The organism is Variovorax sp. W1I1 (assembly GCF_030815625.1).
Lineage (GTDB): Bacteria > Pseudomonadota > Gammaproteobacteria > Burkholderiales > Burkholderiaceae_C > Variovorax > Variovorax paradoxus_C.
In genome coordinates, this window is sequence record NZ_JAUSWZ010000001.1 from 4,789,021 (window position 1) to 4,813,601 (window position 24,581).

Below are 24,581 nucleotides of genomic sequence, written 5' to 3' on the forward strand. Positions count from 1 at the left end.
ATCGCGCACTGCGCATTCGGGGTCTACTAACCCGCCGCCCACGCTTCCCACAACAGCTTGGCACCCAGCAACAGCGTGAAGGCCTGAAAGGCGGCCTTCATGCGCTTCGGATTTGTCACGCGGGCCACCCACGCGCCGAGCCATCCACCCGCCGCACAGCCGACGAACAAGGGGATGCCCAGGCGAAAGTCGACAACGCCGCTGGAGATGAACGTGGTCACCGATGCACCGACCACCAGCAGGTTGATGCGTGTCATGACCGATGCGCTTTCGCCAAACGTGAGCCCGTAGCAGCGCATCAGCGCAAAGATCAAGAAGGTGCCGAAACCCGCGCCGAAAAAGCCCGAGTACACGCACAACCCGAAGATCATCGCCACGCCCACCGGGGCGGACGGCAGGCGAGCGTGCGCATCGCGTCGGCGTTGTGAAAAATCGGTCCGGTGCGTGATCCAGAGAATCACGACCATCAGCAGCGCCACCACGATCTTGAGGACACGGTCGTCAATGCCGACCACCAGCAGCGAGCCCGCCGCCGACCCCACGACAGCCAGCGGCCAGACCGCCCACGGCATCGCCTTGCGCTCGGCGGCGGCGGCGTCGCCGCGATGCGCCAGCGACCCGGTGACAAAGGAGCCGAGGAGCGCGAACTTGACCGTGGCAATGCTCTGCGCCGCCGAATGTCCCATGAGCAGCAGCAGCGGCACGCCCGCCGTCGCGCCACCGCCGATGGTGACCGCCACCACGCCGATGAAAAGCCCCAGCGCCACAACCACGAGCCCGATCACCACGACTTGCCTCGGCCGAACGCGCCCCTTCCCGAGTCGGCGTCTAGACACCGGAGCAGTACGGCGCTTCGCACGGCCACGCCGTGACGTGCCTGCTGGAAGTATTTGTTCTGCGGGGTGTCGTCGATGTCCGTATCGAGCTCGTCGGCACGCGGCAGGCAGTGCATGACGACCAGGCTCGGCGACGCGCGAGACAACAGTGCGCGATGCAGCCGGCACTTGTTCAACTGGCGCTGGTAGGCCGCCGGATCGGTGAATTTTTCTTGCTGAACGCGCACCACGTACACAACATCGACATGTCCGATCATTTCCTTCATGGACGAATATTCGAGCGCGGGCACGCCGTTCAATTCACCGAGTTCCCGGGGGAATTCGGTGCCTTCGTCCATCTCCTGCGCCGCATCCACCAAGTGAAGGCGGATATTGCTGAATTTGCGCAGGCCAGCAATCAGCGATTTCGCCGCGCGCGAATAACGAATACCGCCTGCAATGCCCACATGCAGGTTGTCAATAGCGCCAAAGTGTTCCTGCAGCGTATATAGATCGATCAACGTCTGGCTCGGATGCCGAACCTGCCCCTCGCCGGCATTGATGAGCGGCACGCGCACCGTCTCCTTGATGCGGTGCATGACGCCGTCCTCCACATGGCGCGCAACCACCACGTCGCAATAGAAGCCGACCATGCGTGTGGTGTCCAGCAGGCTTTCACCACGCTCCAATCGCGTGTTGCGCATGTCGGACACGCTCAGCACGCGCGCGCCCAGGCGATGCGCCGCCGCCTCGAAGCCCAACCGTGTCCGCGTGCTCGGCTCGAAAAAGAGCGTGCACACCACACGCCCGGCGAGCGCGTGCCTGAAGACGTCGGGCGTGTGCCGCAAATGATCGACGGTCGAAAACAGGTTTTCGATTTCGCCTCTGGAAAGATCCTCGATGGAAATAAGGTCCTGCATGCCATTCCCCTTGAGCAGCTTGTTTTGAAATGCGGGTCCTTGGCATATAACCTCCCGTCGGATCTCGCCAACCTTGGCATCCAATTCGTTCGGTCGATGTTTTTTGCTCTTTGCCCTCCCCAAATCATTTTTGTATTCACGCATGCTTAAAAGAAGCCGTGCATCGTTATGCATCTCATAAAAAACAATTTGGCTTCGTCTATTAATTTCGAGCAATTGCACACTTTTTCACTGGTGCTCGAATTAGGTAGTTTTTCAGCCGCGGCCGAACGACTCGGCCTGACTCAGCCGGCGGTCAGCGTGCAAGTCAAGCAACTCGAGAGACGCCTCGGGGTGCGCCTCATCGAACGGGTCGGCCGACGCGTCGGCCCCACGCCCGCAGGCTCCGACCTGATGGCGGAGCTTCCACACGTGGCGGCGGCGCTTTCCAACGCGATCAACGCCGCCACCTTCCACTCGGCGGGCGTGGCGGGTCGCGTTCGGCTGGGCACCGGAGGCACCAGTTGCCTCTACCTGCTGCCTCCGGCGCTGCGCGATCTGCGCGCACGCTTTCCGCTGCTCAACATCATCGTGAGCACGGGCAACACCGAGGGCTACGTACGGCGCGTGGAAGACAACACGCTCGATGCCGCAGTGGTCACGTTGCCGGTCAACTCGCGTGCGCTGTCGGTCACGCCGATCCTGCGCGACGACTTCGTGGCCATCTGCCAGCGCGGCAGCATCGACTGGCCCGCCGAGGTGACGGTGGCCACACTGCAATCGCTGCCACTCGTGAAGTTCGTGTCCGAAGCCAGCGCGCGGGGCATCGTCGACGATTGGCTGCGGCGCGGCGGGCATGCTTCGCCGCCGGTCATGGAGTTCGACAGCGTCGAAGCCATCAAGGCGATGGTCGCGGCCGGGCTGGGCGTGGCGATCCTGCCGAAGATGGCGGTCACGGGCCAGGGGCATCACCCCGAACTCGACCTGCGCCCGCTCCACCCGCCGCTGCACCGCACCCTCGCGCTGGTTGCCCGCAACGACAAGCCCGTAAGCAAGGGTTTGCGGCAGGTCATCGACGCCGTCGTGGCGGCGGGGCAGGCCTTCGAAGTCGCAGCAGTGGCGGCGACTAGCGTGCGTCCAGCACCCTGAGCGTTTCCGCCAGTACCCGAACGCCGGCGGCCACCTGCTCCTTGCTCGCCCACTCTTCCTGGCAGTGGCTGCGCCCGTCGAGGCAGGGGATGAAGATCATCCCCATCGGGCCCGCGGCCGCGACGTGCATTGCGTCGTGACCGGCGCCGCTGGGCAACGCACGGTGCGGCAGTGCCAGGCGATCGGCGGCCTGAGCGACGGCCCGCATCACGATGTCATCGCACTGCGTGGGCGGCGTCTGCGTCAGGGGTGCGGCGCTCAAGCCGACCCGCAGCCGCCGGAAGTCGTCGCGGCACAGCGCCATCACGCGCTCGGGAAAGTCGTCAAGCACTGCCTGGGCGTTGCTTCGCACCTCGAGCACCATGTCGACCCGGCCGGGCACGGCGTTGGGCACGTTGGGACTCATCGACATCCGGCCGATCGTCGCCACCACATAGTGCGGGCGGCCGTCCATGGCACTGGCCTCGCGGTGCACCGAATCGATCAGCCGCGCTGCACCGACGAGGGCGTCGCGGCGGATGTCCATCGGGGTGGTGCCGGCGTGATCCGGTTGCCCGGTCACCGTGAACGCGACGCGGCGGATGCCCACGATGTCGGTGACCACCCCGATGGGCAGCCCTTCTCGCTCCAGCACCGGACCCTGCTCGATGTGCAGTTCCACGAAAGCAGCGATGCCGCCGAGCCCGCGGGCCGCTGCGGCCAAGCCATCGGGTCGGGCGCCGATGCGTTGCATGGCCTCTGCGAGACCTTCGCCCGCCTCGTTGCGGGAGGCGAGCATGGCCGCGTCCAGCGTGCCGGCGAACGCGCGGCTTCCCACGCAGGAAATGCCGTAGTCGCTGGGTTCTTCGGACAGGAAATCGATCACTTCCAGCGGATGGCGCAGCAAGACGCCACCCTCATGGAACGATTGCGCCGCCTCGAGCCCCGCGAGTACGCCCAGGATGCCGTCGAAGCGGCCGCCGCCCACCACGGTGTCGCAATGCGAGCCGGTGACCAGCGGCGCCAGCCCGGGCTGGGTGCCCTCGCGGCGCCCGGTCAGATTGCCGGCCGCGTCGGTCCACACGGTGAGCCCGGCCTGCTCGAACTGGCTGCGCAGCCACTCTCTTGCACGTTCGAATTCCCGCGAAAAGGCCCGGCGGGTCCAGGGAATGTCGGGGCGGGTGAACGAGGCGAGGGTCTCTAGCCGCTGCCAGAGGCGATCGGCCTGGATTGGGAGTGTTGGAGGCATCCCCGCATCGTGGCTCGCAGAGGGCTTTTCATGAAGCGTGAACGGGTAATGCAAGCCATAAAGCGTACTTTCGCCAGCCCCCCGCCACGTGTTTCGCGCCGCCGCCGCAAGCCCCTGCGCTTGAAACGTCATCGATTGCCCTTATGATTAGCACTCGCTGATGATGAGTGCTAACAGCCCTCGCTCCCCAGTCGATGGGTCGCCAACCTCCGGGTCCGGCGCCCGACCACCAACCCGTTTCTTATCCATATCCAGGAGATGCAATGAAACTTCGTCCTTTGGCCGATCGCGTGATCGTCAAGCGTATCGACAGCGAAACCAAGACCGCCTCGGGCATCGTCATCCCCGACGCAGCCGCCGAAAAGCCCGATCAGGGTGAAGTCCTGGCCGTCGGCCCGGGCAAGCGCAACGACAAGGGCGATCTGGCCGCACTGACCGTCAAGGTCGGCGACCGCGTCCTGTTCGGCAAGTACAGCGGCCAGACCGTCAAGGTCGATGGCGACGAACTGCTCGTGATGAAGGAAGACGACCTGTTCGCAGTCGTCGAGAAGTAAGCCTTCTCCCTTTCGATTCATTCAATCCAATCCATTCGGAGTTAATTCATCATGGCAGCAAAAGACGTAGTCTTCGGCGGAGAAGCCCGCGCACGCATGGTCGAGGGTGTCAACATCCTGGCCAACGCAGTCAAAGTGACCCTGGGCCCCAAGGGCCGCAACGTGGTGCTCGAGCGCTCGTTCGGCGCCCCCACCGTGACCAAGGACGGTGTGTCGGTCGCCAAGGAAATCGAACTCAAGGACAAGCTCCAGAACATGGGCGCCCAGCTCGTGAAGGAAGTGGCTTCCAAGACTTCGGACAACGCCGGTGACGGCACCACCACCGCGACCGTGCTGGCCCAAGCCATCGTTCGCGAAGGTTTCAAGCTGGTGGCTGCCGGCATGAACCCGATGGACCTGAAGCGCGGCATCGACAAGGCCGTGACGGCCCTGGTCGCCGAGCTGAAGAAGGCTTCCAAGCCCACCACCACGTCGAAGGAAATCGCGCAAGTCGGCTCCATCTCGGCCAACAGCGACGAAACCATCGGCAAGCTCATCGCTGACGCGATGGACAAGGTCGGCAAGGAAGGCGTGATCACCGTGGAAGACGGCAAGTCGCTGGACAGCGAACTCGACGTCGTCGAAGGCATGCAGTTCGACCGCGGCTACCTGTCGCCCTACTTCATCAACAACCCCGAGAAGCAATCGGCGTTGCTGGATAACCCCTTCGTGCTGCTGTTCGACAAGAAGATCAGCAACATCCGTGACCTGCTGCCGGTGCTGGAGCAAGTCGCCAAGGCTGGCCGTCCGCTGCTGATCATTGCCGAAGAAGTCGAAGGCGAAGCCCTGGCTACTTTGGTCGTGAACACGATCCGCGGCATCCTGAAGGTCGTGGCCGTCAAGGCACCTGGCTTCGGCGACCGCCGCAAGGCCATGCTGGAAGACATCGCCATCCTGACGGGCGGCAAGGTCATCGCTGAAGAAGTGGGCCTGACGCTCGAAAAGGTGACGCTGGCCGACCTGGGTCAAGCCAAGCGCATCGAAGTGGGCAAGGAAAACACGATCATCATCGACGGCGCCGGCGCTGCTGGTGACATCGAAGCCCGCGTGAAGCAAGTGCGCGTTCAGATCGAAGAAGCGACCAGCGACTACGACCGTGAAAAGCTGCAAGAGCGCGTGGCCAAGCTGGCCGGCGGCGTTGCAGTGATCAAGGTCGGCGCTGCCACCGAAGTCGAAATGAAGGAAAAGAAGGCTCGCGTCGAAGACGCCCTGCACGCAACTCGCGCTGCAGTGGAAGAAGGCGTCGTGGCTGGCGGCGGCGTGGCTCTGCTGCGTGCCAAGCAAGCTGTGGGCGACTCGGTCAAGGGCGACAACGCTGATCAAGAAGCCGGCATCAAGCTGGTGCTCAAGGCCATCGAAGCGCCCCTGCGCGAAATCGTGAACAACGCCGGCGGCGAAGCCTCGGTGGTGGTGAACGCTGTGTTGGCCGGCAGCGGCAACTACGGCTTCAACGCTGCGAACGACACGTACGGCGACATGCTCGAACTGGGCATCCTGGACCCGACGAAGGTCACCCGCACCGCACTGCAGAACGCCGCTTCGGTGTCCTCGCTGCTGCTGACGACCGAAGCCATGGTTGCTGACGCACCCAAGGACGAGTCCGGCGCCGGCGGCGGCATGCCCGACATGGGTGGCATGGGCGGCATGGGCGGCATGGGCATGTAAATTTCGCTCGCCCCCAGGCTGCGCGGCACTTCGTGTCCGCTACGCCACCCCCCTACCGGGGGCAACACCTGCGGCCCGGCAAAGCCGGTTCCGCGGTGTTTCGCGAAATGAAAAAGCCCCGCTTCGGCGGGGCTTTTTCTATGGGCGCTCGTATGCGCCGCGCCTATCGGAATTGATCGCGCAACGCCATGTACAGCACCTGAAAGCGCGCATGCCGCGTCTTGTGCCCCGCGGCACCTTCGGACGAAGGAACCAGTTGCTGCTTGACCGGCGGCAGCGTGCACACCTCGGCCACGGCACCGCCATCGGCGAGCCACGCAAGCCGCGCCGCACCGAGCGCCCCGCCCGTCTCGCTGCCCGCATACAACGTAAGCGGCACCTGGAAGATGTCGGCCAGCAGTTGCCCCCACCAGATGCTGCGCGCCCCACCGCCCACCAGCGCAACCTCGCGCAGCGGCATGTCGGCCGGCAGGCGCAGGGTGTCGAAGCCGTCGCGCAGGCCGAAGCTCACGCCTTCGACCACGGCATAGGCGATCTCCGCCGGGCCGTGCGCATGCGTGAGGCCGAACAGCGCGCCCTGCGCATTCGGGTTGTTGTGCGGCGAGCGTTCGCCCGACAGGTACGGCAGAAACAGCGGGCAACGCGCCCGGTCCGCCAGCGCGACCGATGCCGCCGCTTCGAGCAGCGCGGCTTCGTCCGTGAACTTGAAAGTCTTGGCTGCCCAGCTCACCGCACTCGCGGCCGAGAGCATCACAGACATCTGGTGCCAGCGCTTGGGCAGCGCATGGCAGAAGGCATGCATCGCCTGCGCGGGGTTCGGCAAGAAGCGATCGGTCGAGACGAACACCACGCCCGAGGTACCGAGCGACACGAAGCCTTGCCCCGGTTCGACCAGGCCCATGCCGACCGCGCTCGCGGCGTTGTCACCCGCACCGCCGGCAATCAGCACCGTGCCGTTGCCCACACCCCAGCGCGCAGCCAGTTCGGGCTTGAGCTTCGCCGATACCTCGCTGCCTTCGACCAGCCGCGGCACGTGACCACGGGTGAGCCCCGTGGCCGCGAGCAGTTCGTCGGACCAGTCGCGCGCGCCCACGTCGAGCCACAGCGTGCCCGCCGCATCCGACATCTCGCTGACCGCCTCGCCGCTGAGCATGAAGCGCAGCCAGTCCTTGGGCAACAGCACGCGCGCCGTGCGCCGGAAGATTTCAGGCTCGTGCTCGCGCACCCATAGGAGCTTGGGCGCTGTGAAGCCCGGCATCGCGAGGTTGCCCGCGATCTCGCCCAGCCGCGGCACCGCGCGCGTGAGTTCGTCGCACTGCGCACCGCTGCGTCCGTCGTTCCAGAGGATGGCTGGCCGCAGCACTTCGCCAGCCGCATCGAGCAGCGTCGCGCCATGCATCTGGCCCGAGAGGCCGATGGCCCGCACGGCAGACAGCGCTTCCGCATGCGAGCCCCGAAGCTCCGCCATCACCTGCTCCAGCGCCTGCCACCATTGGCTGGGCGCCTGCTCCGACCAGAGCGGTTGCGGCCGTTCGACCGTGAGTGCCGCACGCGCCACGCCGACGATGCGGTGATCGTCGGCGAGCAACAGCGCCTTGAGCTCGGACGTGCCGAGGTCGAGTCCCAGATACAAGATGAACTCCCTGCTTGTTTGCTGTGAAGAAAGCTACGAAGAAATACCCGAGCCGAAGCGCGTGTCGGCCTGGCGCCGGAATTCGCTGGGCGTCATGCCCTTGATCTCCAGAAAGCGCCGGTTGAAATTCGCCACGTTGTTGAAGCCGACCTGATAGCAGATGTCCGTCACGTAGTGGTCGGTCTGCATCAGCAGGTGGCAGGCGCTGTTGATGCGCACGCGGTTGACGAAGTCGGTGAAGCTGTTGCCGGTCGAGCGCCGGAAGAAGCGGCTGAAGCGGCTCTCGCTCATGCCGAGCTCTGCCGCCACATCGGACATCGCGATCGGCTCGGCCATGTTGTTGGTGATGCGGTTGACGACCTCGTTGATCTGGTCGACCTGCGCATCGCCGTCGCTGCCCTGCGCGCCCTGCATCTGCACGCTGGACAGCAGCCGGTAGTCGGAGCATTGCGCAAGATCGGCCATGAACTCGAGGAACAGGCCGAGCCGGCGCGCGCCGCGCGCGGCCTTGATGTTGTCCCAGTGCGTCTGCGCCTGCTGCGACATGCCGAAGAACTCGATGCCGTGGCGCGCGCGCTCCAGCAGTTGCATCACTTCGCGCAGTTCGGGGATCTCGGCCGCGGCCAGCTCGATAGGCTCGTGCCGGAACTGGATCACCCGGTCGCGCCCGGCGGCGCCGCCTTCGGGCACGTCGAGCGAGATCCAGTTGTGCGGCAGCCGCGGCCCGCAGAGCACGAGGTGCCCGGGCTGGAACGGCCCGATCCAGTCGCCGATGAAGGCCTTGCCCGAGGTCTCGGTGATCAGGTGCAGCTCGTAGTCTTCATGGAAGTGCCATCGCACCAGCGGGCTCGGAAAGCCGTGCGCGAGGCAGCGCACCAGGCCGGTTTCTTCAGGAGCCTCGTAGCCCAGCGAGGGAGAACGCGCAAAGTCGCGCTCCAGCTCGGGTTGGCGCTGACGGGGGACCGAACGTTTGCGTGTGGACGTCGTCATGGCAGCAGGAAGGCAGAACCTGGAAGCAGCCTCAATTGTCCGCCTGGGCGAGCGCGTTGTGAACGGCTTCCAGGGTGGGTGGGTCCGCGCCTTCGCGGGTGCAGTTCAGGGCGGCGGCGGTGGCGGCGAAGCGCATCACTTCAGTCCAGGCTTCGTCCGTCAGTTCGCCCAGTTGGGCTGGGTGCTCGACGCCGTGTTCGAGCAGCGACACCGAGAGCCCCGCAGTGAAGGTGTCGCCCGCGCCGATGGTGTCGACCACGGTGACGCGCGGCGCCGCCACGGTGAGCGGCGCGTGCCCCGTGCGCCAGAGCGTGGCGCCCGCGCCGCCGCGCGTGACGATCACCGCGCGCGCGCCGGCCTGGAGGCACTCCGCGGCCAGCGCATCGACCGGCCGGCCGGGTGCGAGCAGTTCGGCATCCTCGTCGCTGAGCTTGACGAGGTCGGCCATCGCCAGCCAGTTCGTCACGCGATTGCGGAACGCGGCCATGTCCGGAATCAGGCTCGGCCGCACATTGGGGTCGAACACGATCACGCAGCGCCCGGCGTTGGCGGTAATGAGGTCGGCGATGCGCGTCGAGGCCGGCTCCTGCAGCAGCGAGATCGAGCCGAAGTGCAGGAATCGGCACTCCGCCGGCAGCTGCGGCAGCGGCTCGGGCGACCAGGTCGCATCGGCGCTGCCGCTTGTATAGAACGCATAGCGATTGGTTTGTGGCGTGCGCTCGACGAAGGCCAGCGTCGAGGGCGCGTTGCTGCGCAGGATGAAGCTGGTGTCCACGCCGTTGCGCGCCAGGAAACCCATCAGCCGCTCGCCGAACAGGTCGGTCGACAGCTGCGTGAGAAACCCCGTGTGCACCCCGAGCCGCGCGCAGGCCACGGCCGTGTTGAGCGGCGAGCCGCCCTCGTGGCCGAGGAACGCCAGGGCGCCCGCTTCGCTGGCGGTGAAATCGATCAGGGCTTCGCCCGTGAGTGCAATTCGCATGGTTCTTGAATCTTGTGGATCAGGTCAGATCGCCGGCATCGGCAAGGAAGCCGCGCTCGGCGGCCAGCGTGGCCGGATGGTCCAGCAGTTCGGCAAAAAGGCGCGGCGGGATCGTGATCGCGCCGACACCCAACGCGAGCAGCGACAGGTACGCCTCGCGCGACCGGATGCTCGCCACCAGGAGCCGCGTGCGGGGCGAAGGCCGCTGCGCAACCAGCGACTGCATCTGCGCGATGAGCCCCAATCCGTCGACACCCGCGTCCTCGAGCCGCCCGAGATAAGGCGCCGCATAGGCCGCGCCCAGTTGCGCCGCGAAGTGCGCCTGCTCGGGTGCGTACACCGCTGTCCACGTCACAGGCACGCCCTCGGCAATGAGCCGTGCGCCGGCATCGAGGCCCTGGCGCGTGGCGGGAATCTTGACGACCAGCTGGCCGCGGTCGAAATGCGAGAGCAGCACTTTCGCGTCTTCCAGCATGCCGTCGACGTCGCTCGAATACACCTGCGCCTGCACCTGCCGCGCGCCCAGATCGAGGCAGCGCTTCAGCAGGCCGGGCACGTCACCGCGGCCGACACCCGCGCGTTTCAGCAGCGTCGGGTTGGTCGTCACGCCGTGGACCACCGGATGCGGCAGGCAGGTTTTCAACTCCGCCAGGTCGGCGCTGTCGAGGTAGAGATGGAAGTCTTCGTTCATGGGTCGCGTGCTGCAAGGGAAACCGATCTTCTCACCGAGCCGGGCGAAATTCACCGCAGCAAAGGGAGAGGTCCCGATACTTTCTTATCCGGCCTCATGTCAGCTCATGACGTTGCCGCCGTCGACGTTCAGCGTCTGCGCCGTGATGTAGCGCGCCTCGTCGCTGGCGAGGAACACCGCAGCACCGGCGATGTCACCCGGCATGCCCATGCGCCCGAGCGGCACCTCGAGCCCCACGCGCCGCTTCTTCTCGCCGGGCGGCAGCCCTTCGGCCTTGGCGAACAGGCTGTCGACGTGGTCCCACATCGGCGTGTCGACCACGCCGGGCGCGATGCCGTTGACGCGAATGCCGTGCGGCGCCATGGCGAGCGCCGCACTCTGCGTGTAGCTGATGACGGCTGCCTTGGTCGCGCAGTAGTGCGACACCAGCGCCTCGCCGCGGCGCCCCGCCTGCGAGGCCATGTTGATGACCGACGCGCCCTGCGCACCGGCCTCGACCATGTGGCGCAGCACCGCCTGCATCACGAAGAACATGCCCTTCACGTTGACGGAAAAGAGCTTGTCGAACGAGGCCTCGTCGCTCTCGAGAAGTGGGGCGAGATCGAACACGGCCGCGTTGTTGAAGAGCGTGTGGACGGGGCCGAAGGCGGCAATCGCCTCGGCGAGCAAACGTTGAATGTCTTGCGTGCGCGTGACGTCGGCCGAGATGTAGGCCAGACGATCGGGGTGCCGCTGCTGCACCGCGCGCACCGCATCCGGCGCAGCGGCCGCCCGATCGATCACGCTGCAGCGCGCACCCTCGGCGATGCAGGCCTCGGCCACCGCAAGACCGATGCCGCCGCCGGCACCGGTCAGCAACACGTGGCGGTCCTGCAGGCGGCCGCCGGTCATTGCACGTCGCCTTCGACGAAGCGCACCACGCGCGCACACGCCTTGCGAACCGCCTCGACCAGCCGCGCATCGCCCGCAAGGTCGCCCCACAGGCCCGCGTCGGCGCACAGCGCTGCGACTGGATCGGCCGCATCGCAGATCGCGTGTGCCACCGCCTCGTCCATGCCCTGGTCCTGGTAGGCGTAGGGCAGCGCGCCGCGATGCCAGCGCTGCAGGAAGGCGAGGAACAGCGCCGGCAGCATCGCCACGCTGTCGATGCCCTGCCCCGCGGCCAGGCGCTCGCGCACGGTCGGCGCGATGAAGCCCGGGATCTTCGAGAAGCCGTCCGCCGCCACGCGCTGGTTGGTGTCGCGGATCGCGGGGTTGCCGAAGCGGTCGAGCACCACGTCGCGATACGCCGCGAGATCGATGGGGCTGGGGCTCAGGCACGGGATCACGTCGTCGGTCACGTAGTCGTGCGCCATTTTTCGGATGGCTGCGTCGTGCGTGCCTTCGTGGATGAACTCCAGGCCGATCAGCGTGCCGGCCCAGGCGATGCAGCTGTGCGTCGCGTTGAGGATGCGAATCTTGGCCTCTTCATACGGCTGCACCGACTCGACGAGCTCCACGCCCACGCGCCCCCAGTCGGGCCGGCCGGCGATGAAGTTGTCTTCGATGACCCACTGGATGAAGCTCTCACCCGTAATGGGCGCGGCGTCGTCACGGCCGGTGGCTGCGAGCACGCGCGCGCGCAGCTCGGGTGGCGGCCGGGGCGTGATGCGGTCGACCATCGCGTTCGGGCAGCGGGTGTTGGCAACCGTCCAGGCCAGCAGGTCGGCATCCCCTGCGCGCTCGATGAATTCCAGAAGCCCGCCGTGGAAGCGATCGCCGTTGTGGCGCAGGTTGTCGCAGTTCAGCAGCGTGACCGGCCCCGCGTCCGCCGCCTTGCGCGCGCGAAGAATCGCGCAGACCGCGCCGTAGATCGTCTCGCCCGCCTCGCCGCGCCGCGCGCGTTCGATGTCCGCGGCCAGGTCAGCGAACGACAGGTCGAGCTTGTTGTCCTTCGCATCGAGGTAGTAGCCCGCCTCGGTCACGGTGAACGAGACGATGCGCGTGGACGGCGCCGCGCCGCGCGCGATCACCGCGGCCAGCGAGGGCTCGTAGGGCAGCACCTCGCGGATCGCCTCGATCTGCTCGTAGCGGTACTCGCCCGCGGGCGACACGGTCTCCAGTGTGTAGCGCCCGCCCTGCGCGCGCAGGGCGGCGACGACCTCGGCCATGTCGGGCCGGATGTTGGCGCCCGACAGCGACCAGCGGGTGTCGCCCGCCTCGATCAGCCGCTGCAGGTAGACGGCCTGGTGGGCGCGATGGAACGAACCCAGGCCCAGGTGAAGCACCGTGAACTCCGAAGGAGCCGGTGGTGTGTGCGCGGTAGACGCTGCTGCGAGAGTCACGGGAAATGTCCGTAAAGAAGGGGAGGAATCAAGCGGAGACCGAACGGCCTTCGCGGTTGAAGAGGTGCAGCACGCTGGGGTCGAGTTCGACGGCCACGTCATCACCGGCCTGCAGCGGCGTGCGGTCGTTCTGCCGCGCGATGAGCGGCACGCCGCCCACATCGACGTGGATCAGGGTGTCGGCACCCAGCGCCTCGATCAGCTCCACGCGGCCCAGCACGTCCGACACCGGCGCGCCCTGCTTCGGATGCACGCGCAGGCCCTCGGGGCGCACGCCGAGGAAGCCGTCGTTCGGCAGCCGTCCGCCGGTGGCCGCCGAGAAACTCGGAATCGCACTCGCCGACACCATGTTCATCGACGGCATGCCGATGAACTGCGCGACGAACTGGTTGGCGGGGCGGTCGTACAGCTCCAGCGGCGTGCCGACCTGCTCGATCAGCCCGTCCTTGAGCACCACCACGCGGTCGGCCAGCGTCATCGCCTCGACCTGGTCGTGCGTCACGTAGATCGTGGTCGCGCCGAGCGCGCGGTGCAGCTTGTGGATTTCGACGCGCGTGTTGCCGCGCAGCGCCGCATCGAGGTTCGACAGCGGCTCGTCGAAGAGAAACACCTTCGGCGCACGCACGATCGCACGGCCGATGGCCACGCGCTGGCGCTGGCCGCCCGACAGGTCCTTCGGTGTGCGGTCCAGGTACTGCGTGAGGTTCAGCGTCTTGGCCGCGTACTCGACCTTGGTCCTGATCTCGTCCTTGGCGACGCCCGCGAGCTTCAGCGCGAAGGACATGTTGTCGTACACGCTCATGTGCGGATAGAGCGCGTAGCTCTGGAACACCATTGCCAGGTCGCGCTTGCCCGAAGGCGCCCAGGTGATGTCCTTGCCGTCGAGCATCAGGTTGCCGCTGGTGATCGGCTCCAGGCCTGCGATCAGCCGCAGCAGCGTCGACTTGCCGCAGCCCGAAGGCCCGACGAAGACGATGAATTCGCCCTTCTGGATTTCGAGGTCGACGCCCTTGATGATGTTGACGTCACCAAAGCTCTTCTTGATGTTCTTGAGTTCGAGGTAGGCCATGAGATGTCTCCCTTTTCTTTACTTGACGGCGCCGAAGGTCAGGCCTTGCACCAACTGCTTTTGGCTGAACCAGCCGAACACGACGATGGGCGCAATGGCCATCAGCGAGGCAGCCGACAACTTGGCCCAGAACAGGCCTTCGGGGCTGGAGTACGAGGCGATCAGCGTCGCCAGCGTGCCAGCCTTTGCCGACGTGAGGTTCAACGCCCAGAAGGCCTCGTTCCAGCTCAGCACCAGGCACAAGAGCCCGGTCGATGCGAGCCCGCCCACCGACAGCGGCATCACGACATGGCGGAACTCGGTCCACAGGCTCGCGCCGTCCATGCGCGCTGCCTCCAGGATCTCGTTCGGAATGTCCTTGTAGGCGCTGTAGAGCATCCACACCATGATCGGCAGGTTCGACAGCGTGAACACGATGGTGAGCGCGGTGAGCGAGTCCAGCATGCCCGCGGTCTGCGCCAACACGTAGATCGGCACCAGCGCGCCGACGGCCGGCATCATCTTGGTGGAGAGCATCCACATGAGGATGTCGCGCGTCTTCTTCGTGCGAAAGAACGCCATCGAGTACGCGGCGGGTGCCGCGATCAGCAAGCCGAGGATCGTCGAGCCCAGGCTGGTGATGAGCGAGTTGCGCGCATACAAGAGGTAGTCGCTGCGGCGCTGCACCTCGCCGAAGTTGTCGAGCGTGGGCTCGAAGATGAAAAGCGGCGGCACATGGATCGCCTGCAGCTCCGTCTTGAAGGCCGTGAGGAACAGCCAGCCGAGCGGGAAGAACAGGAGCAGCGCGACGGCCCACGCACCGACGGTGCGCAGCAATTGGGGAAGGAAGTTGCTGGGTTGCATGGTCGTTCCTTCAGTCGAGGTTCTTGCCGATGATTCGGATGAGGAACACCGCGACGATGTTCGCCAGCACCACCGCGAACAGCGCACCGGCCGAAGCCACGCCCACGTCGAAATTCATCAGCGACTGCTTGAAGATCAGGTAGGTCATGTTCGTGCTCTCGTTGCCCGGGCCGCCATTGGTGGTGATGGCGATCTCGGCGAACACGCTGAGCAGGAAGATCATCTCGATCATGATCACCACCGCCATCGGACGACCGAGGTGCGGAATGGTGAGATAGAAGAAGCGCTGGAACGAACTCGCACCGTCCATGCGCGCGGCCTCCATCTGCTCGCGGTCCAGCGACTGCAGCGAGGTGATGAAGATGAGGCAGGCGAAGGGCAGCCACTGCCAGGCCACCATGATGATCACCGAGAGCAGCGGCACGTCGGTGAGCCAGTCCACGGGCTGCGCGCCGAAGAAGCGCCACACGTCGGCGAGCACGCCGTAGATGGGGTTCATCATCATGTGCTTCCACAGCAGCGCGTTCACTGCCGGCATGACGAAGAACGGGGAGATGAGCAGTACCCGCACGATGCCGCGACCCGGGAAGGGCTCGTTCACCAGCAGCGCGAGCAGCACGCCGAACACCACGGTGATGACGATCACGCTGCCGATGAGCAGCAGCGTGTTCCATGTCGCGGGCCAGAAGTCGGGGTCGGTGACGAAGTAGTGAAAGTTCTCGATGCCCGCGAACGTGCGTTCGCCGGGCTGCATGAGGTTGTAGTTCACGAAGGAGAAGTACAACGTCATCAACAGCGGCACGATCATCCAGAGGAAGAGCGTGAGCACGGCGGGCGCCATGAGGGCCCGGGGCAGGAGTCTTTTCATTGTGTGTTCCTCTCTGGCTGCTGGCTGTTGCCCCCTCTCCCGCCTGCGGGAGAGGGTTGGGGTGAGGGCATGCGGCGGCTGTCGTGGACGCGCCGCCCCCTCACCCTGGCCCTCTCCCCGAGGGGAGAGGGAAACAGGCACTTACTTGTACTGGCCCGACTTCTTGATCTCGCGCTCGGCAAGCGTCTGCGAGGTCTTCAGTGCCTGGTCGACCGTGACCTTGCCCGACAGCGCCGCGCTCATCTGCTGGCCCACGCCGGTGCCAATCGCCTGGAACTCGGGAATCGCCGCGTACTGCACGCCGACGTAAGGCGACTTGGGCAACGTGCTGTCGCTCAGGTTGGCGCTGTCGATGGCCTTCTTCTCGGCTGCGGCGAACTTGGCCACCTTCTGGAACTCGGGGTTCGCATAGGTCGACTTGCGCGTGCCGGTGGGCACAGCGCCCCAGCCCTGCTCCTTGGCCACCAGGTTGACGTACTCCTTGGAGGTCGCCCACTTCACGAAGGTCTGCGCGGCCGCGCCCTTGGTCGAGCTGGCGGGAATCGCCAGGTTCCAGGTCCACAGCCAGTTGGCGCCCTTCGGAGTCACGGCGACAGGCGCTTGTGCGAACGCGACCTTGTCGGCCACCTTCGACTGCTTCGGATCACTGATGAACGAGGCCGCGATGGTCGCGTCCACCCACATGCCGCACTTGCCCTCATTGAAGAGCGCGAGGTTCTCGTTGAAGCTGTTGGCCGAGGCGCCCGGCGGGCCGTAGGACTTCATCAGGTCGACGTAGAAGTTGATCGCATCCTTCCAGGGCTTGGTGTCGATCTGCGGCTTCCACTGCATGTCGAACCACTGGCCGCCGTTGGTGTTGACCAGCGTGGTGAGGAAGGCCATGTTGTCGCCCCAGCCCGGCTTGCCGCGCAGGCACATGCCGTACACGCCGGCCTTGGGGTCGTGGATCTTGCCGGCCAGTTCCTTCACCTGCACCCAGGTGGGCTGCTCGGGCATCTTGAAGCCGACCTTGTCGGCCAGATCCTTGCGGTACATGAGCATCGAGCTCTCGCCGTAGAACGGGGCCGCGTAGAGCTTGCCTTCGTACGAGAGGCCCGCGCGAATCGCGGGCAGCAGGTCGTCCGCGTCATAGGCGGCATCGGTGGCGATGGGCTGGAGCCAGCCCTTCTTCGACCAGATCGGCGCTTCGTACAGGCCGATGGTCATCACGTCGAACTGGCCGCCCTTGGTGGCGATGTCGGTGGTCACGCGCTGGCGCAGCGTGCCTTCTTCCAGCGTGACCCACTTGAGCTTGATGTCGGGGTTGGCCTTCTCGAAGAAGGGCGTGAGCTTCTGCATCTCGATCATGTGGCCGTTGTTCACGGTCGCGATCACGAGTTCGGTGGCGGCCTGGGACACGAGCCCCGTGCCGAGGAGTGCGAGGACGAGGCCGGCTTTCAGAAAACGCTTCATGTTGTCTCCTAGAGGTGAGCGACGCCCTCCTGGTGGCGGGTCGCCGTGGGGGGATTCTGGAGAAACTCAGTTGCGGTTTTGGTACTTCGTCGGTTACCTCCAGTACTTTCATGCACCGGTTGGCTAGTGAATTCCCTAATTGGTGCAACACAGCATGGAAAACCGCAAGCCAAAGGCTTCAGGCCAATTTCAGGTACCGCCGCCCAGCAACTGGCGCCTGAACTGCGCGGCCGCCGGCGAGAGTGCCCGGTCTTCCCGCGTGATGAGGCAGATCGGCGGCACGCGCACCGGCAGCTCCACCGGCACGGTGCGCAGCACGCCGAGCCGGGCGTAGTGATCGGCCTGCGAGGCCGGCATCACCGCGGCCATGTCGGAGTTTTCCAGCAGCGCCGTGATGGCGATGGGCGATGCCGTTTCGATGATGTCCAGCCGCGCCTGGATGCCCGCCTCCCGCATCGCCGCCTCGAAGCGCCCGCGCTGCGGCGAGCCGGGCGGCTGCAGCACCCACGACCAGCCCGCCATCTCGGCCAGCGTGACCGGGGCGCTGCGCTCGAACACCGGGTGCGCCGCGCGCACCACCGCCACCTGAGATTCGCCCAGCAGCGGCACGCTCGCGTACTTCGCCTCGTCGTGGCTGTCGGTGAGCCGGCCCAGCACGAGGTCGACGTCGCCCTGCTCCAGTTGCGCCTGCATCACGTCGCTGGTCTCGACCACCACCGACACGGCCACTTGCGGATGGCGGCGGTGGTACTCCACCAGCGCCGGCGCCAGCAGCTCGGGCACCGCGCCGGGCACGCTGCCCACGCGCAGCGCGCCGCTCAGGCCCGAGCGTAGCGCGAGCATTTCCTCGCGGGCGGTGCCGAAGTCGCTGAGCACGCGGCGGGCGTAGCGGATCAGGATCTCGCCGTAGGGCGTGGGCTCCATGCCGCGCGCGAGGCGCTCGAAGAGCTTTTCGCCGAGCGAATCTTCCAGTTGCTGCAGCAGCTTGGTGGCGGCGGGCTGGCTGATGTTCATGGCTTCGGCCGCGCGCCCGAGGTGGCGGTGGGCGTCGAGCCGGGCCAGCAGCAGCAGCTGGCGCGGCCGCACATGGAGCATCAGCGAGGTGTCGGAGAGGCCCGGAGTTGCATCGGTCATGCATAAAAGTATATGAACCTCAGGACTTTTACGATTGGATTGCGAGGAGGAAGCTCCGTAGGCTCGGGCCAAACAAAGCAGGAGACAACCCGATGAAGCTTTCCTCCCTGGCCCGCGCGGCAGGCATTGCCGCGATGGCGCTACTGGCTGCGGCGACCACCGGCGCCCAGCCGAACTACCCCGACAAGCCGGTGCGCATCATGGTCGGCGCCTCGCCCGGCGGCGGCACCGACATCCTCGCCCGCGTGCTGGCCGACAAGTTCTCGCCGGTGTTGAAGCAACCCGTGACGGTGGAGAACCGTCCCGGCGCCTCCAACACCATCGCCGGCGAACTCACCGCGCGCGCACCGGCCGACGGCGCCACGCTGCTGCTGGCCACCAACACCGCGCAGGCGGTGGCGCCGCACATCCTCAAGCTCAAGTACGACCCGCTCAAGGACCTGACGCCCATCGGCCTCGTGGCCGTGATGCCCAACGTGCTGGTGGTCTCGGCCAACTCGCCCTACAAGTCGGTGAAGGAGCTCGTGGCGGCCATGGCCGCGAAGCCCGGCGGCTTCAAGTACGCCTCGTCCGGCATCGGCAGCACGCAGCATGTGGGCGGCGAGGCCTTCAACCTGGCCACGGGCATGAAGTCGATCCACGTGCCCTACAAAGGCAGTTCGCAGGCGCACATCGACATCATCTCGGGCGAGGTCGACATGATGTTCGACAGCACCTCGTCGGCCATGGGCCAGATCAAGGCCGGCAAGTTCCGCGCGCTGGCCGTGAGCGCGCCGCAGCGCTCGCCCGAACTGCCCGACGTGCCGACGCTCGCCGAGCAGGGCATCAAAGGCGCCGACGTGTCCACCTGGTATGGCCTCTACGTGACCGCCGGCACGCCTCGCCCCGCGGTCGACAAGCTGAACGCCGAGCTGGTGCGCACGCTGAAGCTCACCGACGTGCAGGCGCGCATCAAGGCCCTGGGCGGTGAACCCGGCGCGCTGACCGGCGACCCGTTCGCGGCGATGAACAAGCAGGAGTTCGACCACTACGGCCAGCTCGTGCGCGACGCCAACATCAAGGCCGAATGAGGCCGCCCTCCTCCCCGCCCACTCACTTCAACCTCCAAAACGCATGCCCATGTCAACGCAAACGAAAACCCCGAGCGTGATCTCCGCCAAGCCCCGCATCGTCGTGCTGCTGGGCGACCCCAGCGGCGTCGGCCCCGAGATGGCCGTGAAGCTGCTCGCGCGCCAGCGCAACCTGGACGCCGCGCGCGTGCTGCTGATCGCCGACCCGGCCGTGCTGGCCGAGGGCGAGCGCGTGGCGGGCGTGAAGCTCGATCCGCTGCAGGTCGACAGCCTGGACGAACTGCGCTTCGAGGACGGCCGGCCCAGCCTCTACCTGCGCGACTGGATGGAGGGCGAGGCGCCGGTGCTCGGCGAATCCAACGAGCGCTCGGGCCGGGCCTCGTTCGAGGCGCTCGAATATGCGACCGTGGTCGTGCGGCGCGGGCAGGCCGACGCGATCCTCTTCGCACCGCTCAACAAGCATTCGCTGCGCCTGGGCGGCCTCACGCACGAGGACGAGCTGCGCTACATGCAGGAGCGTTTTGCGGTGACCGGCTTCGTCTGCGAGTTCAACCTCACCGGGTCGCTGTGGACTTCGCGCGTGACCTCGCACATTCCGCTGAAGGACGTGGCGAGCCACATCACGGTCGAGGGCGTGGGCGACGCCGTGAAGATCATCGCGTCTGCCTTGCGCCGCGCAGGCGTCGCGCAGCCGCGCATCGCGGTGACGGGACTCAACCCGCACGCGGGCGACGGCGGCTCCATCGGCATGGAAGAGATCGAGATCATCGCGCCGGCCATCGAGAAGCTGCGCGCCGAAGGCTACGACGCGCGCGGCCCGTTCTCGCCCGACACGGTGTTCATCGGCGCGCGCCGCGGCGATGTGGATGCGGTGGTGTCGATGTACCACGACCAGGGCCAGATCGCGATGAAGCTCATGGGCTTCGAGCAAGGCGTGACGCTGCATGGCGGGCTGCCCGTGCCCGTGGCCACATCGGCCAGCGGCAGCGCCTTCGACATTGCCGGCAAGGGCATCGCGCAGATCGAAGGGCTGCAGCAGGCCTTCGACCTGTGCGTGCGGATGGCGAGCGGTGGAGCGCCTGTGCGGGCGCCCGCGGAAACCGCCGCGGCCTGAAACTTCAGGAGCTCAGGCGCTTCAACAAACCCGCCGTAGACGCGTCGAGCCCCATGATGTCGCCCGAGGCGAGGCGAGGCTCGATGTCCTTCGCCAGCACCTTGCCCAGCTCCACGCCCCACTGGTCGAAGCTGTTGATGCCCCACAGCGCGCCGCTGGTGAACACGCGGTGCTCGTACATCGCGAGGAAGGCGCCGAGCGCTTCGGGCGTGAGCTTCTCGAACACGAAGAAGCTGCTTGGCCGGTTGCCCGGAAAGTTCTTGTGGCCGCCTTCGTCCAGCTTGCCCACCATCAGCGCCTGCGCCTGCGCGAGCGCGTTGGCCAAGAGCTTGGGATGGTGGCCTTCGAGGTCGTGCGCCGCATCGCGCACCGCCACGAATTCGAGCGGCGTCACGTCCGTGCCCTGATGAAGCATCTGGAAGTAGGCGTGCTGGCCGTTGGTGCCGGGCTCGCCCCAGAGCACCGGCGAGGTGCCGAACGCCACGGGCTTGCCGCTCGCATCGACCTGCTTGCCGTTGCTTTCCATTTCCAGCTGCTGCAGGTAGGCCGGCACGCGCTTCAGGGCGCTGTGATACGGCGCGATGCTGCGGCTCGTGAACTTGTGGAAGTTGCGATACCAGACATCGAGCAGCCCGAGCCGCACCGGCAGGTTCTGCGCGAGCGGCGCGGTGCGGAAGTGCTCGTCCATCGCATGCGCGCCCGCGAGCAGCCGGCGAAAACCGTCGGCGCCGATGGCCAGCGCGATCGGCAGGCCGATGGCCGACCACAGCGAATAGCGGCCGCCCACCCAGTCCCAGAAGCCGAAGGTGGTGTCGATGCCGAACTTGTTCGCGGCTTCGACATTCGTCGTGAGCGCAGCGAAGTGGCCGGCGATGTCGTTGCCGCCCGACTGCTCGTACCAGCGCTTGGCCGAGAGCGCATTCGTCATCGTCTCGGTCGTGGTGAAGGTCTTCGAGGCGATCAGGAACAGTGTGTGCTCCGGCGCCAGGTCGCGCAGCACGCCCGCGAGCTCGTGGCCATCGACGTTCGAGACGAAGTGAAAGCGCTTGCCCGGCGCAGCGAACTCGGCGAGCGCCAGCACCGCCATCTGCGGGCCGAGGTCGGAGCCGCCGATGCCGATGTTGACCACGTCGGTGATCGTGTGGTCGCCGCGCACCTTCTCGGCATAGGCCAGCATCGCGTCGAGCGTGGCGTGCACCTCGCGCAGCTTGTCGGCCGTCTTGCCGACCTTCGCATCGGCCGGCGCGCGCAGCAGCGTGTGCAGCACGGCGCGGTCTTCGGTGTTGTTGATGTGCTCGCCCGCGAACATCGCGTCGCGGTGCGCTTCGAGGCCGCATTCGCGGGCCAGCGTGAGCAGCAGCTCTTCGGTGCGCGCGTCGATCAGGTTCTTGGACAGGTCGGCGAACACATAGGGCGCTTCCTGGCTGAAGCGCTCGAAGCGCCCCGCGTCGTCCACGAAGGCATGGCGCACGTCGAACTGGCGGCCCGCCGTCTCGAAGTACGACTGCAGTTGCGCCCAGGCCGGCGCACGGTCGCAGCGTTGGGTCACGTGGGTCACTGCCATGTTTACTTGCCGCTTTCCTGCATGAGCTTCTCGAGCTTCACGGCGTCGGCCGCGAAGGCGCGGATGCCTTCGGCGAGCTTCTCGGTGGCCATGGCGTCTTCGTTGAGCGCGAAGCGGAAGCCGGCTTCGTCGTAGCTCACCTGCTTCGCATCGCCCTTGGCCGCGGCCTTGGCGTCGAGCGCGTGTTCGAGCGGTTCGTTGCTCGCGGCCAGCTCGGCCAGCAGCTCGGGGCTGATGGTCAGCAGGTCGCAGCCGGCCAGCGCCTGGATCTGCCCCACGTTGCGGAAGCTCGCGCCCATCACCTCGGTCTTGATGCCGTGCTGCTTGTAGTAGTTGAAGATTTCGCGCACCGACTTCACGCCCGGATCGTTGGCGCCGGCATTCGCCGCTTCGTCCCACTTGGCGCCGGCCGACTTCTTGTACCAGTCGTAGATGCGGCCCACGAAGGGCGAGATCAGCTGCACCTTCGCGGCGCCGCAGGCCACGGCCTGCGCGAACGAGAACAGCAGCGTGAGGTTGGTGCGGATGCCCTTGAGTTCGAGCTGGCGCGCGGCCTCGATGCCTTCCCAGGTGGAGGCGACCTTGATGAGCAGGCGCTTCTCGGTGTCGATGCCTTCGGCCTTGTAGAGCGCCACGATGCGCTCGCCGCGGGCGATGGTGGCGGCGGTGTCGAACGAGAGGCGCGCATCGACTTCGGTGGAGACGCGGCCCGGAATGATCTGGAGGATTTCGGTGCCGAAGTTCACCAGGAGGCGGTCGATGACTTCATCGAGCGGCTTGCCTGCGTGCTTCTTCACGATCTCGTCGAGCAGGGGGCGGTATTCGGGCTTCTGAACGGCCTTGAGGATCAGCGACGGGTTGGTGGTCGCGTCCTGCGGCTTGGAAATGCTGAGTTGCTTGAAGTCACCGGTGTCGGCGACGACAGTGGTCCATTGGCGGAGGGCATCGAGTTGGTTCATGAAATCAATTATCCAGTGCGGGTTGTGACAAGTCCTGCACGCAGTTGCGCGGCGGCCGATGTTTTCATGCGCACCGTAGCACGGGTCTTCGCGAGGTTCCATCGGCCTTCTGCCCGCAGGGTTGTCGGCCGCCCTGCCCTACAGGGGCTGTGGTCCGTGGCTGACGGCATGCGGCCACCGGCCAGGGCTACCCTGAGCGTCAAGCGAGTCTTGTCCAGGACCTGCGCAGAACGTCTTACCTCCAGGAGCCCCCTCATGTCCCCTCGCCAACGACGCCCCGTCGCAGACCCCGCCGGCCGGCCTTTCGATGACCGCCGCACCAGCCAGGCGATCGGCGCGATGGCCACGGCCTTCGTCGTGGGCGGCCTCGCGACCTGGCTCGCGATGGGGGCCGCGCGCACCGCCCGCGCCCAGGTGGCCGGCCCGCCCGACGGCGCGCCGCTGATGCGCGCGCCCCTGCAGGTGGTGGCGCCGGTCGACCTGCAGCGCTATGCCGGCATCTGGCACGAGCAGGCGCGGCTGCCGAACCGCTTCCAGAAAAGCTGCTCGGGTCCCGTGACCGCCGAATACACGCCGCAGCCCGACGGCACGGTGCAGGTGGTCAACCGCTGCGTGCGGGCCGACGGCAATTTCAACGAGGCCATCGGCACGGCGCGCGTGGTGCCTGTGGCCGGTCAGCCCGGCGCGGGCCGCCTCGAAGTGCGCTTTGCGCCCGCATGGCTGAGCTGGCTGCCCATCGTCTGGGGCGACTACTGGATCCTCAAGCTCGACCGCGACTACCAGGTGGCGCTGGTCGGCACGCCCGACCGCGAGTACCTGTGGGTGCTGTCGCGCGCACCGCGCCTGGACGACGCGACGCTGCAGGTCGAGCTGGACTACGCGCGAAGCCTCGGCTTCGACGCCGACAAGGTGGTGCTCACCGGCAGATAGCGCGCGAGCTGCGCCGGCAGCATGTCCGGCGCGGTGCAGTGGATCGCCTGCCAGCCGAAGGCGCGCGCCGCCTCGACGTTGGGGGCCGAGTCGTCGATGAACACCGTCTCCGCCGCATCGAGCGCATGGCGCACCGCCAGCAGTTCGAAGATTTCACGATCCGGTTTGATGAACTTCACATCGCCCGAAAACACGCCGCCGTCGAAGCGGCGCATGAACGCATGCCGCCGCTCGAGCGCGCGCGCATACGGCGCAGGCATGTTCGACAGGTAATAAAGCCGCAGCGGCTGCCCGGCTTCGCGGTGGGCAAACAATTGCTCGAGCATGTCGACCGTGACCTCGATGGCTTCGAGGCGCTCGCCCAGGTTGCCGAGCATCGCGTGAAGCGGGTCCGCCGGCAGCGAGAGCCGCGCCGCCATGCGGGCGATGGCATCGTCCAGCGTGCGGGTGCCGCAATCGAAACTGGTCCAGTCGTCGTGATGGAAAAGCGCCCTGCCGAGCGCCACCGCGGCGGCTTCAGTGGGCGCGTGTTGCGCGAGATGGGCCTGCACCAGCCGCGTGGGCTCCCATGCGATCAGCACGGCGCCGAGGTCGAAAACCAAGTTCATGGCG

At 66.6% G+C, this 24,581-nt stretch carries 23 protein-coding genes; 6 read left to right on the plus strand and 17 right to left on the minus strand.

Annotated features, from left to right (window positions below):
* Positions 1-26: 26 nt before the first annotated feature.
* Both QFZ83_RS22510 and pyrB read right to left on the minus strand, forming a co-directional pair.
* Positions 27-788, minus strand: coding sequence for a sulfite exporter TauE/SafE family protein (locus tag QFZ83_RS22510; protein ID WP_307510209.1), 762 nt, complete (start codon positions 786-788; stop codon positions 27-29).
* A complete protein-coding gene (pyrB, locus tag QFZ83_RS22515; protein WP_307510211.1) occupies positions 782-1,957 on the minus strand; it encodes an aspartate carbamoyltransferase in 1,176 nt (391 codons plus the stop codon). Before pyrB ends, QFZ83_RS22510 begins: the two co-directional genes overlap by 7 nt.
* Here pyrB and QFZ83_RS22520 point away from each other — a divergent pair.
* Positions 1,904-2,863, plus strand: coding sequence for a LysR family transcriptional regulator (locus QFZ83_RS22520; protein WP_307510213.1), 960 nt, complete (start codon positions 1,904-1,906; stop codon positions 2,861-2,863). The two genes, pyrB and QFZ83_RS22520, sit on opposite strands and share 54 nt — an antisense overlap.
* Here the strand turns inward: QFZ83_RS22520 and QFZ83_RS22525 are convergent.
* Positions 2,841-4,091, minus strand: a complete 1,251-nt coding sequence (locus QFZ83_RS22525) for a Zn-dependent hydrolase (protein ID WP_307510215.1) — start codon at positions 4,089-4,091, stop codon at positions 2,841-2,843. The genes QFZ83_RS22520 and QFZ83_RS22525 overlap by 23 nt on opposite strands.
* Before the next feature lie 263 nt (positions 4,092-4,354).
* Between QFZ83_RS22525 and QFZ83_RS22530 the strand changes: the two genes are divergently transcribed.
* Together QFZ83_RS22530 and groL are read left to right on the plus strand one after the other, a co-directional pair.
* Complete coding sequence (locus tag QFZ83_RS22530; protein ID WP_176660349.1) at positions 4,355-4,645, plus strand: co-chaperone GroES; 291 nt, start codon at positions 4,355-4,357, stop codon at positions 4,643-4,645.
* Between the two features lie 51 nt (positions 4,646-4,696).
* Positions 4,697-6,349 carry a chaperonin GroEL gene (gene groL / locus QFZ83_RS22535; RefSeq protein WP_093125515.1) on the plus strand — a complete coding sequence of 551 codons (1,653 nt, stop codon included), beginning with the start codon at positions 4,697-4,699 and terminating at the stop codon, positions 6,347-6,349.
* Positions 6,350-6,512: 163 nt separating this feature from the next.
* On the opposite strand, the gene xylB is transcribed toward groL, so the two are convergent.
* From xylB to QFZ83_RS22590, 11 genes are all read right to left on the minus strand, one after another.
* A complete protein-coding gene (gene xylB / locus QFZ83_RS22540; RefSeq protein WP_307510224.1) occupies positions 6,513-7,982 on the minus strand; it encodes a xylulokinase in 1,470 nt (489 codons plus the stop codon).
* Between the two features lie 33 nt (positions 7,983-8,015).
* Positions 8,016-8,972, minus strand: coding sequence for an AraC family transcriptional regulator (locus QFZ83_RS22545; protein WP_306880187.1), 957 nt, complete (start codon positions 8,970-8,972; stop codon positions 8,016-8,018).
* A 31-nt stretch (positions 8,973-9,003) separates the two neighbouring features.
* Complete coding sequence (locus QFZ83_RS22550; RefSeq protein ID WP_307510226.1) at positions 9,004-9,951, minus strand: carbohydrate kinase; 948 nt, start codon at positions 9,949-9,951, stop codon at positions 9,004-9,006.
* A gap of 19 nt (positions 9,952-9,970) precedes the next feature.
* The gene (locus QFZ83_RS22555; protein WP_307510228.1) at positions 9,971-10,642 is read right to left on the minus strand and encodes a transaldolase family protein; all 672 of its coding nucleotides are present in this window, start codon (positions 10,640-10,642) and stop codon (positions 9,971-9,973) included.
* 99 nt (positions 10,643-10,741) lie between these two features.
* Positions 10,742-11,533, minus strand: a complete 792-nt coding sequence (locus QFZ83_RS22560) for an L-iditol 2-dehydrogenase (protein WP_307510230.1) — start codon at positions 11,531-11,533, stop codon at positions 10,742-10,744.
* Entirely contained in the window at positions 11,530-12,909 is a 1,380-nt protein-coding gene (gene dalD / locus QFZ83_RS22565; protein WP_306880281.1) for a D-arabinitol 4-dehydrogenase, read from the minus strand. Before dalD ends, QFZ83_RS22560 begins: the two co-directional genes overlap by 4 nt.
* 85 nt (positions 12,910-12,994) lie before the next feature.
* Positions 12,995-14,035: an ABC transporter ATP-binding protein gene (locus QFZ83_RS22570; protein ID WP_306880191.1), complete on the minus strand. Its 1,041-nt coding sequence runs from the start codon at positions 14,033-14,035 to the stop codon at positions 12,995-12,997.
* Positions 14,036-14,053: 18 nt separating this feature from the next.
* Entirely contained in the window at positions 14,054-14,878 is an 825-nt protein-coding gene (locus QFZ83_RS22575) for a carbohydrate ABC transporter permease (protein ID WP_013539656.1), read from the minus strand.
* A gap of 10 nt (positions 14,879-14,888) precedes the next feature.
* Positions 14,889-15,746 carry a carbohydrate ABC transporter permease gene (locus tag QFZ83_RS22580; RefSeq protein WP_013539655.1) on the minus strand — a complete coding sequence of 286 codons (858 nt, stop codon included), beginning with the start codon at positions 15,744-15,746 and terminating at the stop codon, positions 14,889-14,891.
* A 141-nt stretch (positions 15,747-15,887) separates the two neighbouring features.
* Positions 15,888-17,198, minus strand: a complete 1,311-nt coding sequence (locus QFZ83_RS22585) for a sugar ABC transporter substrate-binding protein (protein ID WP_307510232.1) — start codon at positions 17,196-17,198, stop codon at positions 15,888-15,890.
* A 189-nt stretch (positions 17,199-17,387) separates the two neighbouring features.
* Positions 17,388-18,332, minus strand: coding sequence for a LysR family transcriptional regulator (locus QFZ83_RS22590; RefSeq protein ID WP_307510234.1), 945 nt, complete (start codon positions 18,330-18,332; stop codon positions 17,388-17,390).
* A 92-nt stretch (positions 18,333-18,424) separates the two neighbouring features.
* On the opposite strand from QFZ83_RS22590, the gene QFZ83_RS22595 reads away from it, so the two are divergent.
* Together QFZ83_RS22595 and QFZ83_RS22600 are read left to right on the plus strand one after the other, a co-directional pair.
* Positions 18,425-19,402 (plus strand): tripartite tricarboxylate transporter substrate binding protein, encoded by a 978-nt coding sequence (locus QFZ83_RS22595; RefSeq protein ID WP_307510237.1) that lies wholly within the window; start codon positions 18,425-18,427, stop codon positions 19,400-19,402.
* 49 nt (positions 19,403-19,451) lie between these two features.
* The gene (locus QFZ83_RS22600) at positions 19,452-20,516 is read left to right on the plus strand and encodes a 4-hydroxythreonine-4-phosphate dehydrogenase PdxA (RefSeq protein ID WP_013539651.1); all 1,065 of its coding nucleotides are present in this window, start codon (positions 19,452-19,454) and stop codon (positions 20,514-20,516) included.
* 4 nt (positions 20,517-20,520) lie between these two features.
* Here QFZ83_RS22600 and pgi read toward each other — a convergent pair whose 3' ends face one another.
* Together pgi and tal are read right to left on the minus strand one after the other, a co-directional pair.
* Positions 20,521-22,080 (minus strand): glucose-6-phosphate isomerase, encoded by a 1,560-nt coding sequence (gene pgi, locus QFZ83_RS22605; RefSeq protein ID WP_306880196.1) that lies wholly within the window; start codon positions 22,078-22,080, stop codon positions 20,521-20,523.
* A gap of 2 nt (positions 22,081-22,082) precedes the next feature.
* Positions 22,083-23,039 carry a transaldolase gene (gene tal / locus QFZ83_RS22610; RefSeq protein ID WP_306880197.1) on the minus strand — a complete coding sequence of 319 codons (957 nt, stop codon included), beginning with the start codon at positions 23,037-23,039 and terminating at the stop codon, positions 22,083-22,085.
* Between the two features lie 255 nt (positions 23,040-23,294).
* On the opposite strand from tal, the gene QFZ83_RS22615 reads away from it, so the two are divergent.
* Entirely contained in the window at positions 23,295-23,969 is a 675-nt protein-coding gene (locus tag QFZ83_RS22615) for a lipocalin family protein (RefSeq protein ID WP_307510240.1), read from the plus strand.
* On the opposite strand, the gene QFZ83_RS22620 is transcribed toward QFZ83_RS22615, so the two are convergent.
* Entirely contained in the window at positions 23,915-24,577 is a 663-nt protein-coding gene (locus QFZ83_RS22620; protein ID WP_307510243.1) for an HAD family phosphatase, read from the minus strand. The genes QFZ83_RS22615 and QFZ83_RS22620 overlap by 55 nt on opposite strands.
* Positions 24,578-24,581: the final 4 nt, after the last annotated feature.